Raw genomic sequence first — 14,863 nt, 5'->3', positions numbered from 1 at the left:
GGCCTAAGCTCTCCAATTGACGTCCAGTTCGCGTGACGCCCTGGCTTCGTCCAGACGGCGCACCGGCGTGGTGACCGGGGCGTCGTGCAGGATAGCCGGATTGGTCCTGGCCTCGTCCGCAATCTGTTTCATCGCGGCGATGAAGCCATCGAGCGATTCCCGCGACTCGGTTTCGGTCGGCTCGATCATCAGGGCCTCGGGCACGATCAGCGGGAAGTAGATGGTCGGCGCGTGCATCCCATAGTCGAGCAGGCGCTTGGCAACGTCGAGCGTCTTGACACCATACTCGCGCAGGTTCGTGCCGGAGAAGACTACTTCGTGCAGGCTCCGATCCTTGTAGGGCAGGTCGTAGACGCCTTCCAGCTCCGCCCGGACGTAGTTGGCGTTCAAGACGGCGCTCTCGGCTGCATCCTTGAGCCCGGGAGCCCCGAGCATGCGGATGTAGGTGTAGGCACGCACGAGGACCGCGAACTGCCCGTTGAAACCCATGACGCGGCCGATGGAATCGGGCCGGTCATGGTCGAGGTAGAAGAGGGGTTCGGGTTCCGAACTAGAACCCTTGGACCCTTGAACCCCTGAACCCTTCCTTACCACTGGTTTGGGCAGGAACGGCTCGAGCGCCTTGGTGACCGCAACCGGGCCGGAGCCGGGGCCGCCGCCGCCGTGCGGGGTCGAAAACGTCTTGTGCAGGTTGATGTGCATCACGTCGAACCCGGCGTCGGCCGGACGGTGCACGCCGACATAGGCGTTGAGGTTGGCGCCGTCCAGGTAGACGAGCGAGCCCTGCTTGTGCATGATGTCGCAGATTCTCTTCGCCTGAGGCTCGAAGATGCCGAGTGTGTTCGGGTTGGTGACCATCAGGCAGGCGACGCAGCTGGAGCAGGCGCGCTCCAGCTCATCCGGGTCGATCTCGCCTTTGTCGTTCGACTTGATCTGGACCGCCTTGAATCCGGACAGGGTCACCGAGGCCGGATTGGTGCCGTGAGCCGAATCCGGCACGAGAACGACGTCGCGCGGTTCCCCCCGCTTCTCGAAGTACTTCCGCACCATCATGATGCCGGTCAACTCGCCGTGAGCGCCGGCCGCCGGCTGAAGGGTGACGGCATCGAATCCGGTAATCTCCTCAAGCATCCGGGCCAGCTCGTACATCAGGCGCAGCGCGCCCTGCGTGAGGGTCTCCGGTTCGAGCGGGTGAAGCCCGGTGAAGCCGGGCATGCGGGACGTCAGCTCGTTCACTTTCGGGTTGTACTTCATGGTGCACGAGCCGAGCGGGTAGAACCCCTTGTCCACGTGATGGTTCATGATTGACAACCGCGTGAAGTGCCGGGCAACGTCGACCTCGCTCAGCTCCGGCAGGTCGTTGTCCTTGCGGGCCGCGTCGCCGGCATCTACCGCCGGTACGTCAAGGCTGGGCAGGGACCATGCCTGCCGGCCCGGGCGTGATAGTTCGAACAGCGTCTTCTCGGGCATCAGTTCTTCCTCGCCGCGACAAACCGTGCGGCAGAACGGTCGTAAGTGCGTTCCACCTCCGGAGAGAACAGACATCCCGGGAGCTCGTCACTGACCCGGTGGAATGATATGCATTCGCAGCACTTCCCCTTGCGCGAACAGGGCTCGTAGGTGCAGGTGCAGCTCTGCCGGTTGGCCTTCAGGTTGCATTCCATCACTACCTCGCGAAATCCTGCCTGAGGAATTGGCAATAGGCGTCCATCTCAGCCTTGGTCCGCTTCTCGGTGACCGCCACGAGCAGCCGGTTCTTCCACTCGGGGTTGAACCGGTCGAGCGCAATCCCCGCGAGGAGCCCGCGTTTGACCCCGGCCTCGACCACGTCACAGGCCGGAACCGGCGTACGCACCACGAACTCCTTGAAGAATGGGCCAGAGGTTTCGGTGTCGAACCCGGGAACGTCGGCAATGCCCCGGGCAAGATAGTGCGCCTTCGCCATACACTGCCGCGCTACTTCGGCGATTCCGGTCTTGCCCATCGTGGCCAGGTAGACGTTCGCGGCCAGGGCACAGAGCGCCTGGTTCGTGCAGATGTTCGATGTTGCCCGCTCGCGCCGGATGTGCTGCTCGCGCGTCTGCAGCGCCAGAACGAAGCCGGGCTTGCCCTCGGTGTCCACCGTCCGCGCAACTATCCTGCCGGGCAGGTTACGGATGAGCTTCTTCTTCGCGCTCATCATGCCGAGGTTGGGGCCGCCGAAGCTCAACGGGATGCCGAGCGGCTGGCCCTCGCCGACGGCGATGTCGGCGCCATACGTCCCGGGCGGCTCCAGCGCCCCCAGCGATATCGGGTCAGCGGAAACGACCAGCAAGGCGCCCGCCTTATGTACGATCTCGGCGGCGCGTCGGACCGGCTCGAGATTGCCGAAGAAGTTCGGATGCTGGACTACCAGCGCGGCCACGTCCGGAGTGCACATCCGGGCCAGTGCGTCGAGGTCGGTCGTATTGCCGGACAGGGGCACAACGTCAATCGGGATGTTCAGGCCATGGGCATAGGTTCTGACCACCTCGACGTGGGTGGGATTGATGCCTGCCGCCACCAGGATTCTGGCCCGGTGGCTGATGTCACGCGCCATGTGAGCCGACTCCGCCAGCGCCGTCGCGCAGTCGTACATCGAGGCGTTGGCGACGTCCATGCCATAGAGACGGCAGACGAGCGACTGGAACTCGTAGATTGCCTGGAGCGTGCCCTGGCTGACCTCAGCCTGATAGGGCGTGTAGGCGGTGTAGAACTCGGCTCTCGACAGGACGGTGTCGATGATAGCCGGGATGTAGTGGTCGTAGGCCCCGCCGCCGGCGAAGCAGGTCAGTTGTCCGGAACCGACATTGGCCGCGGCAAGGCTGGAAAGCACGCAGACAGCCTCGGGCTCGGACAGGGGTTCGGGCAGATTGAGCGGCTGCTTGAGACGGATGTCCGCCGGGATGCCAGCAAAGAGCTCTTCGACCGAGCCGACGCCGATCCGGTCCAGCATCAGCTTGCGGTCTTCCTCGGTGTGGGGAGTGTAACGCACGGGCGGGATTTAGGATTCTAGATTTGAGACTCTAGATTCTCCGAACCGGAGCCCGTAAATCTGCAATCTGCAATCTAGAATCATCAATGGTTCTAGTGGTGCGCGGACTTCCGGGCCAGCTCTTCGTAGGCTGCGACGTCGAGCATGTTCTTCAGCTCGCTCGGGTCGGAGAGCTTGATCTTGGCCATCCAGCCGGCGCCGTACGGGTCCTGGTTCACGGTTGCCGGGGAGTCTTTCAAAGACTCGTTGGCCTCCAGGACCTGCCCGGAGACCGGCGAGTAGAGGTCGGAAACCGCTTTCACGGCCTCGATGGTGCCGATCGGCTCATCGCGCTTGATGGCCTTGCCGAGGGCGGTTATCTCGACGTAGACGATATCCGACAGCTCGCCCTGGGCGAAGTCGGTTATGCCGATGGTCGCTATATCGCCATCCAGCTTCAGCCACTCGTGGGTCTTGGCATACTTAAGATCGTTAGGGAAACTGGCCATCTATCCTCCTCTAATTGCGGAGACGGAAGGGACTAACCACCAAGGCACAAAGGCACAAAGAGGTCCCGAAATCCGGGTGGCTTCGTGTCTTGGTGTCTTTGTGGTAATCATCCTGTCTTAGTTCGGTTTCCGGGAGCCCTGCTTGTAGAACGGCGGCTTTACGATGAGCGCGGCGGCGTTGCGGCCGCGGATGTCAATCTGAACTTCGGTCCCTGCCTTGGTCAACTGGCGCTTCACATAGCCCAGAGCGATGCCCTTGTTCAGCGAAGGCGAGAGGGTGCCGCTGGTTACGGAGCCGACCGTCTGTCCCTGGGCCGTGATGTTGTAGTGCGGCCGGGCAATCGAGCGGTCCTGCATTTCCAGGCAGACCAGCCTGCGTGCCGGTTTCTCCTCTTCTATTCTCTTGAGCACATCGGAGCCGACAAAGCCCTCCGGCTTGTCCAAGGCTACGACCCAGCTCAAACCTGCCTCAATCGGGTTCGTGGTCTTGTCGATATCGTTGCCGTACAAGGCCATCTTCATCTCCATCCGGAGCGTATCGCGGGCGCCGAGCCCGATGGGTTCGATGGCGAACTCCTTGCCGGCCTCGAATATCGAGTCCCAAACCTCCAGCGCGCTCGCGGCCGGGAAGTACGCCTCGAATCCGTCCTCGCCCGTGTAGCCGGTCCGGGAAACGAGCGCCTTCACACCTGCGACCTCGCAGTGTGCGGCCCAGTAGAACCCGATGGGTGAGAGCGGGATGGAACATATCTTCTGCATGACCGCCTCGGCCTTAGGGCCCTGGATGGCCAGTTGGGCCTGGGTGTCGGTTATGTTGTCCATCCGGACATCGCCCGACAGATGCTCACGCAGCCAGGCAGTGTCCTTCTCGTTGTTCGCGCCGTTCACGACTAGAAAGTAGCAATCCGGCAACCGGTAAACCACCAGGTCGTCGACGATGCCTCCGTCCGGATAACAGAGGACCGAGTATTGAGCCTGGTAGACCGCCAGCTTGCTCGCGTCGTTCGTCGTCACCCGGTTGACGAAGGCGAGCGCGTCCTTGCCGCGGACTTCTATCCGGCCCATGTGGGAAACGTCGAACACACCGACAGTCGTGCGCACCCGGATGTGCTCTGGTATGATTCCGTGGAACTGGACCGGCAGGTCATACCCGGCAAAGTCGACCATCTTGCCGCCTGCCGCCAGATGCCGGTCATGGAACGGTGTCAATTTGAGCATGGGCGGCTATCTTATCCGAAGCAGCACCAGAGTCAAGAATCGTGGGCCGAAGCCGGCAGTTCGGACACTGTTTGCGGCCACGAGGCCGGGAGATTCCGGGGCCGGGACATCCCTGAATCCGAGATAGATGGCCACGAAGACACGAAAACGGAGTGAAGCGGACTCGTGGCATCCTGCACCCGTTCGTTTCGTGTCTTTCGTGCTTTCGTGGCTTCAATATCGGCTCTGTGGACATTCCGCCGCTTGACCCGAGGTCCAAGCGTGTTACACTGACCCTATGAACAGACCGGTGGCTGTTCTATTCGGTGCGCTCCTGGCCGCCGTCGCTCTGGCCGGAGTGCCGGGGTTCCAGGAGAGTCCCGCCGTGCAGGAGTCGCTGGCGCGGATGCCGGCGAGGTTCAGGGCGGAGTGGCTGCAGAAGCGTGGGCTGGATGCTTCGCGCTACACCGAGTATCACAAGCCGGAGTCGGCATCCACGGGGTTACGGCTTGTGGGCAAGTACGGCCGCGGCGAGTCGAATGAGGTGACCGGCAGAGGAAACCTCGTGGCGCTGACGCTCGGCAGCGAGGTCGCACTCCTCAACTTCGCCAAGCCTGACAGCCCGATTGTGCTTTCCGAGATACAACTCAACTTCATTCCAAGGCAGACAGCGCTGCATGACTCGTTCCTCTTGACCTGCGGGAACGGCATCGAGATATGGAACATCGCCGACTCGACGCATCCGGTCTACCGCAACGTCATTCCGTACGGGGTCGGTGACTTTGCCGTCTACGATACCTTTCTCTACTTTGCCAGTTACGGTACGTTCTATTCCTACAGCATCGGCAACACCGTGAATCCTCGCCTGCTCGGCACGTGCCAGGACAGCGGTTACGTCGCGACGGCGACGGCGACGGTTGCGGTAGCGAGAGAACTCAATGACGTGCTGGGGTTCATCGACGTGTCGAACCCGGCGGTTCCGAAGCGGGTCGGCACGTACGCGAATTATGCCCTTGCGGCTGATGCGCGGGGCAACATCTGCGTTGCCTCCATCTATTGGAGCACGCTCGACGACCACTTCCGATTCGATGTCCTAGACATCTCGGACCCGGCCAACGTCACGAGAATAGGCTCCATAGATAGCGTCGGCGGCTGGGGCGTTCACCTCAGCGGGCCGTTCGCGTTTGTTTCCGGGTATCAGAATCCGGCCTATGAGTTCACGATTGTGGACATTCAAGACTCAGCACATCCGCGCGTTGTCTCGTCCTGCGCGACGCCGGGCGACAACTATGCGGTATGGGCAGATTGGGCTTCCAACTGGGCCTACGTTGCTGACATGAAGGGGCTGGCGACAATAGACATGGCCAACATCAATGCCCCAGTCTACGATACGAGCGTCCTGAAGGCTGATGTTGCACAGGATGTCTCGCTGGATGGAGACAGGGCATACGTAGCTGACTATCAGGGCGGACTCAGAATCCTAGATGTGACTGACCCGGCGCGACCAGTCGAACTTGGGGGAATCGATTCCACAGTTTCGACCTGCTGGTCGGCGGCTGGTCGAGACAGCTTTGTGTTCGTTGGCTGGAATCCCAGTCCGTTCTTTCGTAGCATGCTCGTTAGCGACCCAACACGGCCCACGCAAGTCGGCAGCGGAGTTGTTCAAACCATCCCAGAGGACATGGTCTTGCGTGACACGTTTGTCTACCTGGTGGGCTACCTACGATTCAATGTCGTCAATGTCGCCCGCCCGCGCCAGCCGGTGCTGGTGGGGAGCTGCGTGTTGGGAGATGATTCCTACGGACTGAGTCTAGTCGACTCGCTTGCGTACGTTGCTAGTTACCCGTTTGCTATTATCAACGTAGCCGACCCGACTAACCCGGTTGTGGTCGACAGCATCTTGCATGGAGCGAACGGGGTGTTCGTGAAGGACACGCTGGCGTACTTGGCGGACGGTGGCCTCTACGTTTACAACGTTGCCAGGCCGACCATGCCCTTCCCAGTCGATTCGCTGTGCGGGGTGTTCAACGCATATGACGTCGTAGTGACGGACAGCCTGGCGTACGTCGCGTGTCAGGATGCTGTGCTTCTGCTAGACGTGTCGAGCCCGCACAACATGCGGGTCTTGGCGACTAGCCCTGTGGCGGATGTCGCGATGCGTCTGACCTATTCCGCGCCCTATGTGTATGCGTCGTGCTATGGCGCTGGCGTCTGGGTCTTCGAGTCCACGCAGGTCGCAGTCGCCGAGCCGAAGCAACTCGGATTGGCGCAGGCGCGGAAGGGGGCGAGCGTTGTGAGGGGAGTGCTGAATCTGGAAGTAGGCAGTAGACAGCATACAGCATACAGGGCCGAACTGCTGGACGTCAGCGGGCGGAAGGTGATGAACCTGAGAGCCGGCGCGAATGATGTGCGGGCGCTGGCTCCGGGCGTGTACTTTGTCCGTCAGGCGTCGGGCGTGAGGCGTCAAGCGTCCAGCGTCTCCAAGGTTGTCCTGACCAAGTAGGACAAACAGCTTCTCTCTTTCAGCCTGCCCGCACCCACGCGGGCAGCCTTCATGTTTGCGTGAGACTGAACGCGGACGATAGAAGGATACAACTGTCCCAAGTATTCATCGAGGTTTCGAAGAGCTCAGCCTACACGTCAGAAAGCTTCCAAGGACTGTCCCGCGGTCAAGCCGAGTGCCGCAGGGCCGTTGCGGCTGAAATCCGGCGCCGTGATAAGCACCCTCAGAAGCGTCGGGATAAGCACTCCCATGAGCGCCGGGATAAGCACCGTCATAAGCGTCTGGATAAGCGCCCCCATAAGCGTCGTGATAAGCGCTGTCACAAGCATCGTGACAAGCGCTGTCACAAGCATCGTGACAAGCGCTGTCATAAGCATCGTGACAAGCGCTGTCATAAGCGTCGTGACAAGCGCCGTCATAAGCATCGGGATAAGCGCCGACATAAGCATCGGGATAAGCGTCGGGATAAGCACCGCCATAAGCGCCGGGACAAGGTCCGGGGTAGACCTCCCCCCAACGACCCCTGGACGGGAAATGCGTGACTTACGTGATGTCATTCTGGCCGGAAATACCTGTCTTCCGGTCATCTTGGGCCGGATTTGGCGAGCCGAGGTGCGCATTTGGGGGTCTGGGAGGTCCACAATATGTGGTGAGGGCCGGACACCTGACCACAATTCTGCCGTCCACGCCTCGGCCCGGAGACTGCCTAAGGGGCTGCAGTAGCCGACACGTTGCCAGACACGTTTGAGCCCACAATCAGTCGAACTTTGACGCGAACATTGAGTCGAAGAATGTCGCGGATAATGACGGGGACAATGTCGCGAGCAGTTTCTCGGAGGATGCGCGATAGAATGCCGCGAACAATTCCCTATTCAGTTCCGGACGCAATTCGCTACGCAGTTGACGACATACTGACTGACGTAGTTCACCATACAGTTGACGATACCTTGGACGGAACTTTGGCCGGCACTTTCTGACCTGCAATGAGAGGTACGATGCGAGGCAGAGTCAGAGATACGTGTCGTCACAATCGAACCGTACGATTTGAGATTAGAAACCGCGGTGCAGGAAGCCGCGCCGCCGAGCGCCGGGGCGCGTCAATGACCACCTGCGATTGACTTGCCTGAAGGTTTCGGTATGATACCGCTCAGCTTTTAGACAATACTTCAGGAGGACCCCTTGAAAGAGTACACTGCGGAAAAGATCCGCAATCTAGGCTTCTTCGGCCATGCCAGTTCGGGCAAGACCTCGCTCTGCGAGGCGCTGCTGCTCGCAATGAAGCAGAACACCCGGCTCGGCTCGGTGGCCGAGGGGTCATCACTCCTGGACTACGACGAGGACGAGATCAGCCGCAAGATATCCATCAATCTGTCGCTCGGACACGGCGACTGGAAGGATACGCTCGTAAACCTCGTAGACACTCCGGGTTACGCGGACTTCTTCGGCAGTGTCGTATCCGGCGTGAGGGCGATAGATAACGGCATCGTTGTCGTCGACGCTTCTTCCGGAGTCGAGGTCGGCACCGAGATGACATGGCGCCGGCTCGACGATGCCAAGTTGCCCCGCGCGGTCTTCCTCAACAAGCTTACGAAGGAACACGCCAGCTTCGACACCTCGGCCGAGGACCTGCGCAAGGCCTTCGGTACGCGCGTCACGCCGGTATTCCTGCCGATCGGCAAGGAAGCCGGGCTGAGCGGCGTCGTCGACCTGTTGAACGACAAGGCGTACAGCTACAGCAACGGTGTGCGCAAGGAGATTCCCGTGCCGGCGGACATGGCCGACGCCATCAGCCAGTGGAAGGAGAAGCTGGTTGAGGCCGCGGCCGAGGTCGATGAAACCCTGATGGAGAAGTTCATCGAGGGCGGCAGCATCGCGCCGGATGAAATGCGCGCCGCGGTCCGGAAGGGCATCAAGGCCGGCGTCGTCTATCCGCTGGTCTGCGGAGACGCGCTTGCCCAGATCGGCGCCGACGTGCTGCTCGACCTGGCGGTGGACGTGCTGCCCGGCCCGCTCGACATGCCGCCTCAGGCCGCGACCAAGCCCGAGTCGGGCGAGGCGCTCGAGATTAAGCCGGATGAGAACGGACCGGTTTGCGCCTTCATATTCAAGACCATTTCCGAGGCCCACGTCGGCGACATGAGCCTGGTCCGCGTGTTCCGCGGCAGGCTGGAAACCGGCGGCGTTGTCCTGAATGCCACGACCGAGCGTGAGGAGAAGGTCAACCAGATGTACGTGGTGAAGGGCAAGGAGCGGATCGAGGTCAACAAACTGACTACCGGTATGATCGGCGCGCTGGTAAAGCTGAAGGAAACTCACACCGGCGACACGCTCTGTGACCGGCGCCAGCCGGCGAAGCTTCCGCCCGTCGCCTTCCCCAAGCCTTGCATTTCCGTCGCTATCGTCCCGCACACCAAGGGCGACGAGGAGCGCGTGTCGACCGGCCTCTCCCGGCTGCGCGAGGAGGACCCGACGTTCTCGTACGAGTTCAACGCCGAGATCGCGCAGCAGCTCATCAACGGCATGGGCGAGCTGCACCTCGACGTACTGGTCGCCCGGCTCAAGCGCCGGTTCGACGTCACGGTCGACCTGGTTAAGCCCCGCATTCCCTACCGCGAGACCATCACCAAGAAGTGCGAGGCCCAGGGACGGCATAAGAAGCAGACCGGAGGCCGCGGCCAGTTCGGCGACTGCTGGCTCAGGCTGGAGCCGGTGACGCGCGGTACCGGGTTCGAGTTCGTGAGCGAGATCAAGGGCGGCTCGATTCCGACCAAGTTCATCCCGCCGATTGAAAAGGGCATCGTCGAGACGATGGAGAAGGGCGTGCTGGCCGGGTACCACATGATGGACATCCGGGCGGTCGTCTTCGACGGCTCCTACCACGACGTTGACTCCTCCGATATCGCCTTCAAGCTGGCCGGCTCGCTTGCATTCCGGAACTGCTGCGAAAAGGCCGGGCTCGTGCTGCTGGAACCGATCATGAACGTCGAGGTGACGGTCCCCGACCAGTTCACCGGCGACGTGATGGGCGACATGAACGCCCGGCGCGGCCGCATCATGGGCATGGAAGTGCAGGGCAACCTGCAGGTCATCAAGGCCCAGGCCCCAATGGCCGAGATGTACAAGTACTCGAACAGCCTCCGCTCGATGACCCAGGGGCGCGGATTCTTCACGATGGAGTTCTCGCACTACGAAGAGGCTCCGCGCGAGACGACGCAGAAGGTAATCGAAGAGTCCAAGCGCGAAAAAGAAGCCGCTCAGAAATAGCCAAGTCGAGGTGTTCTCTTGAGTACGACAAACAGCAAGCGGTTGGTGGTCTATTATTCCCGAGGCGGTACGACGCGACAAGTGGCGGAGTTAATAGCCGCCAAGTTGAAGTGCGACATCGAGGGCATCCAGGACGTGCGCAGCCGCAAGGGACTCTTTGGCTGGTTGCGCTCCGGGCGCGAGGCCATGCGCAAGACCCTGCCTGAAATCCGGCCGACCGCCAAAGACCCGGGGCAGTACGACGTGGTAGTGCTGGGCACGCCGGTCTGGGCGAGTTCGATGGCGAGCCCGCTGAGGACTTACCTCACGCAGAACAAGGGTAAGTTCAAGCGGGTTGCGTTCTTCGTGACCTTTGGCGGCAGCGGCACAGAGGGCACTCTGCAGGGAATGACTGAGCTGTGCGGACAGCAGCCGGTGGCGACGCAGGCCCTCAGGAATGCCGAGGTCAAAGGCGGGCGTCACACGGCCGCGGTCGAAACGTTCGTCTCCGGAATCTAGCCCCCGCCTCAAAACCGCCTGACGCATTTGCCCGCCGGGCTCCATGCCCGGCGGGTTCCGCTTGTCGTGCCGGCAGCGGACATCAACGACTGGCTGATCGGTACGGAGTTGCAGAAGTCACTTGCGCGGGGCCGGACCCCTTGTGTCTGCGGGGCGGACATGGGGTCATTCCACTGCGCTTGTGGCGCGGTTGACACGCGGCGAGCGGTGCCTAAAATATCAATGATGGCCAACGGCGCAGATGGGTCCGGCCGGGTCCGGAACCTCGTCGCGCATGGCCTTTTTCTGTTGATGCCCTTCCTGCTGCTGTGGGTACCTTGCGTCCGAGGGCAGGAGGTCGACCCGTGGCGGTTCGCGGAAGAGGACATGGATGGCCCCGAGTTGACATGGTGGGCCGCCACACTGGAGTGGGGTGCAGGGACCGCGGTCGGGACCGGCGTCGGCGTCCTGAAGGACCACGTCGGCAATCTCCAGATTCCCCTTACTCACACCGGCCTCGACGCTCTCATCGGCTCCGTGAATCTCGTCACCTTGATAGCTGTCAGTACTCCGTTTGCCTGCGCGGCGGGGTGCGATGCCGTCGGCCTGGCTGTGGGGCAGGAACGTGTCCTCTGGTTCGGGTTTGCCGTGGGGGGCATCGCGGAGGTCGCGGCCGAGCCCCTTGGTGAATACACATATGCCCGGACCGGGAATACGGTGTTGCGACGGCTGGTGCCGGCCGCAGTTGGCAGCGTCGGGGCAGTGCTTGGATACAATGGACTGGTCTGGCTGCAGGGCTGGCGGTGGCCGTCGATGTCGCTATCGGTCGGGAACAGCGAAGTCACGAACGAAGCGCTCTCAACTGGTGACATGTCGGAGAGGCGGTCAACCCGGTGGCGAACGATGCCGATTGAAGCGGCCTGCGGCACTGCGTTGGGTGCTGCCGGAGGTCTGATCCTGCCCCGTTGGTTGCACCACAAGGCCGATTCCCTCGGTCAGAAATCCTCCGACGACCGGACGGCCGACCGACTCATGGATATCGGTGTTATCTATCCGGTTGCGTGCATGATCGGCATAGATGCCTCCGCCCTGATAATGCACCGCCAGAACGAGTTCTGGATCGGCTACCTCGGCGCGGCCCTGGGAACTGCCGCCGTGGTCGGCGTCGGCGCTCTCACCGGGTTCAGCAAGCAACTGGATGACAATCCGTTCGCGCGGCTCATCCCGGCGGTTGCCGCCGGCGTCGTCGGGACAATCGGCTACAACTACACCGACTTTGACGACGAGTTGTCGGATGGACGTCAACGGTTCGCGGGCCCGGCCCTGGCCTACATCGGTCCGGACTGCGCCGGCGGCGGGACGGGCGTCAACTTCAACCTGCGTCTCCTCACAGTCCGATTCTAGCATCACGGACAGGCGGCCTGAGCCGCCGACCGCCTTGCTGCGACACCGGCGCTACTTGATTACGACGAGTTTCGCGGGCTTGCTGTTCTGCGTCTGGGGCAGTGCGAAGTAGACGCCGGCGGCGAGACCGGTGATGTCGTTGCTGCCGGGAACGAGTGTCCGGACGCAGCGGCCGGCCGAGTTCACGATTCGAGTCGGGTCGCCGCCTCGCAGGTAGACGGTGCCTTTGAACAACGCCCCGCCGGTCTTCGCGGTCATCGGACTCGCGGGCAACTGGTCACCGACCACGGTGATGAAGTTACACTGCGAGTTTACAAAGACCAGTTCGCCGGTGTGAGAAGCAGAGAAGCCGCAGGGCCAGGCGCGGATCGGGATTTCCGCCACGACCGACTCACGTATCGGGTCGATGGCCGCGATGGAACCGGCCTCGCTCATGGTACAGAAGATGTGGCCGCTGGCGGCATTGTACCAGAGATTGTCCGGTTGGTAGCCTACCTGGATGGTTGCCACGACCTTCCGCGTCGCGCAGTCCACGGCCGCGACTTTGTCAGTCCCCACCGCGCAGTAGACGCGGTCGTCGGCCGGGTCGAGACAGAAGCTGCCAAGGTGCCCGCTGCCTGCCACGATAGCTGCCACGACGCTATCCTTGATTCCATCGAATACCATGAGCTTGTCTCCCAGCGAAACATAAACCTCAGAGCGGCCGGGATTAGTGCACATGGCAGCCGCAGGGCACGGCAGACTGATATTCGCCACAATCGAGTCGCGATAGCAGTCGATTACCGACAGTATGCAATCCCACCGTGTGTTTGACACGTAGAGCCGTCCGGCGGCCGAGTCGAGGCAGGCACATCCCGGCGAGCCGGCCAGGATGACATGACCCTTGACCGTGCAGTTGGTCTGGTCGACAATGGCGACCGCCGAGTCACAGTCGTTCAGGCAGTAGATTCTGGCGCGCTCCTCGTCGACCACGAGGTGGGTCAGGCCCCCCTGTCCAACCGGTCCGAGTGAAAGTCGTCCGACCAGCGAATCGGTCTTGGTGTCGAAGACCAGCAGCGATTCCTGGTCGCTTTCCGGACTGGCGTACAGCCTGCTGCCCCCGAGGCCGAAGCAGAGCGACCAGAGCGTATTGAAGGTACCAAGGCGTGACACCAGGGCCCCGCTCAGCGGGTCGAGGGCCAACAGCCCGCCGCGGAAACAACTGACGTAGAGCTTGTTCGTTCTTGGCGAGGCAGCGACAGCGGTCGACCAGTCAGTGAGCGCGACCGTCGCCAGGAGGCTGTCACTTGCCGTACTCAGCACCAAGACGTCCAGATTGACGTCGTCGGCGCACATGAGTTTGCGCTCGCGCGTGCTCGCGGCGAGCGCGACCGGGTCATCACCCGCGCGCACGTGGTCGAGTGTTCTTGCCCTGACGTCGCACGAGGTCACGAGGCCGCCCTCTTCGTCCCAGTCAACGCAATAGACCTTGCCGACAAACGGGTCGGCACACAGTCCGCAGGCGTACGAAGGAGCCTGTGAAACCATCGGTATCCGGTCGACAAGGGAATCTCTGCCGCAGTCAAATACCATCAGGTCGCCGCTCTCGGCGTCGAGCGTATACACCTGGTCGAGCGACGGGTTGTAGACCAGTGCGCCCGCGCAGCACCCCTCGGTGTCCGGCACCAGACGCTTGCGCACGGAGTCGCCGGCCACGTCGATGACCCAGAGCGTCTCATCCGAGCCGACGTATACCCGGTTCTCCTTCGGGCTCCATTCGACCCCCAGCGATCCCAACTCAGACGAGCCGGAAGCCGGCATGATAACGCTGTCTCTTCTCGAGTCGATTATCGCGGGGCCGCAGTCGGTGCAGCAATAGATTCGCGAGGCACCTGGGACGCAGCAGAAAGCCCCGGTGCCTGCCCCGCCAACGTCGATGGTCGTAAGCTCCTTGTCGGTGCTGCCGTCCAGCACCGTGATGCCGTTGTCGCCGCCGCAGTAGACCTTGTTCAGCAGCGTGTCGAAGCCGAAGCAGCAGGGGTCCCCTCCACACCCGACGTAGGTCAATATCCGATTGGTATGTCCATCAATCACGGCGACGCTGTCCTTGAACGTGCCGATGTAGACCTTGCCCGTCTTCGGGTTGCAGCCGACCGCGGTGACATCGAAGTCGAGGTGCAACAGCGCAACCTTCGCGAAGGTCGTCCCGTCGATTGCGAGGACCATTGAATCGCCGTCGCTGGCAAAGTAGAACTGGTTGTTGACCGGGTTGTAGGTCACCATGTTCGCGCCGCCGTCGTTGAAGAACGTATCCGGCAGCGGAATGACCTTGTGCAGCGACTGGCCGATACAGGGTGAGGACACGACCAGTGCCAGGCAGATAGCTGTGACCAGAACGGGTATTCGCATTACTCTTCCTCCTGTGACTGATCTGTGGACCTCATGAGACGCGAACATGATAAGTTCGCGGACGGAGGTGTCAAGGGACGGGAGGGGCGAGGTACGGCCGGGATATCGCTTGAAAGACGCGTTCCGCGA

General features: G+C 61.9%; 11 protein-coding genes. 4 read left to right on the top strand and 7 right to left on the bottom strand.

Going from position 1 to position 14,863, the window contains the following annotated elements:
- Positions 1 to 3 precede the first annotated feature (3 nt).
- The 5 genes from gcvPB to gcvT form a co-directional block, all read right to left on the bottom strand.
- Complete coding sequence (gcvPB, locus tag VMH22_09230; protein ID HTW91878.1) at positions 4 to 1,470, bottom strand: aminomethyl-transferring glycine dehydrogenase subunit GcvPB; 1,467 nt, start codon at positions 1,468 to 1,470, stop codon at positions 4 to 6.
- On the bottom strand, positions 1,470 to 1,664 hold the full coding sequence (locus VMH22_09225; protein ID HTW91877.1) for a DUF6485 family protein: 195 nt from the start codon (positions 1,662 to 1,664) through the stop codon (positions 1,470 to 1,472). Before VMH22_09225 ends, gcvPB begins: the two co-directional genes overlap by 1 nt.
- Positions 1,665 to 1,666: 2 nt before the next feature.
- Positions 1,667 to 3,013 (bottom strand): aminomethyl-transferring glycine dehydrogenase subunit GcvPA, encoded by a 1,347-nt coding sequence (gene gcvPA, locus VMH22_09220; protein ID HTW91876.1) that lies wholly within the window; start codon positions 3,011 to 3,013, stop codon positions 1,667 to 1,669.
- 92 nt (positions 3,014 to 3,105) lie between these two features.
- Complete coding sequence (gene gcvH, locus VMH22_09215) at positions 3,106 to 3,501, bottom strand: glycine cleavage system protein GcvH (protein ID HTW91875.1); 396 nt, start codon at positions 3,499 to 3,501, stop codon at positions 3,106 to 3,108.
- A gap of 117 nt (positions 3,502 to 3,618) precedes the next feature.
- Positions 3,619 to 4,719, bottom strand: a complete 1,101-nt coding sequence (gcvT, locus tag VMH22_09210; GenBank protein ID HTW91874.1) for a glycine cleavage system aminomethyltransferase GcvT — start codon at positions 4,717 to 4,719, stop codon at positions 3,619 to 3,621.
- Positions 4,720 to 4,996: 277 nt separating this feature from the next.
- On the opposite strand from gcvT, the gene VMH22_09205 reads away from it, so the two are divergent.
- Positions 4,997 to 7,201 (top strand): hypothetical protein, encoded by a 2,205-nt coding sequence (locus VMH22_09205; GenBank protein HTW91873.1) that lies wholly within the window; start codon positions 4,997 to 4,999, stop codon positions 7,199 to 7,201.
- A 137-nt stretch (positions 7,202 to 7,338) separates the two neighbouring features.
- Here VMH22_09205 and VMH22_09200 read toward each other — a convergent pair whose 3' ends face one another.
- Positions 7,339 to 7,680, bottom strand: coding sequence for a hypothetical protein (locus VMH22_09200; GenBank protein HTW91872.1), 342 nt, complete (start codon positions 7,678 to 7,680; stop codon positions 7,339 to 7,341).
- Positions 7,681 to 8,380: 700 nt separating this feature from the next.
- On the opposite strand from VMH22_09200, the gene fusA reads away from it, so the two are divergent.
- From fusA to VMH22_09185, 3 genes are all read left to right on the top strand, one after another.
- Positions 8,381 to 10,465, top strand: a complete 2,085-nt coding sequence (gene fusA / locus VMH22_09195; GenBank protein HTW91871.1) for an elongation factor G — start codon at positions 8,381 to 8,383, stop codon at positions 10,463 to 10,465.
- Positions 10,466 to 10,483: 18 nt separating this feature from the next.
- Positions 10,484 to 10,963 carry a flavodoxin gene (locus tag VMH22_09190; GenBank protein ID HTW91870.1) on the top strand — a complete coding sequence of 160 codons (480 nt, stop codon included), beginning with the start codon at positions 10,484 to 10,486 and terminating at the stop codon, positions 10,961 to 10,963.
- 207 nt (positions 10,964 to 11,170) lie between these two features.
- The gene (locus VMH22_09185) at positions 11,171 to 12,346 is read left to right on the top strand and encodes a hypothetical protein (GenBank protein HTW91869.1); all 1,176 of its coding nucleotides are present in this window, start codon (positions 11,171 to 11,173) and stop codon (positions 12,344 to 12,346) included.
- A 51-nt stretch (positions 12,347 to 12,397) separates the two neighbouring features.
- Here the strand turns inward: VMH22_09185 and VMH22_09180 are convergent, their stop codons facing one another.
- Positions 12,398 to 14,734, bottom strand: coding sequence for a hypothetical protein (locus VMH22_09180; GenBank protein ID HTW91868.1), 2,337 nt, complete (start codon positions 14,732 to 14,734; stop codon positions 12,398 to 12,400).
- Positions 14,735 to 14,863: the final 129 nt, after the last annotated feature.

This window comes from bacterium, from assembly GCA_035505375.1.
Taxonomy (GTDB): Bacteria; Hydrothermota; Tepidihabitantia; order Tepidihabitantales; family Tepidihabitantaceae; genus UBA2258.
Note: the sequence above shows the minus strand (reverse complement) of the source record. Positions and strands in the feature narration are given on the sequence as shown.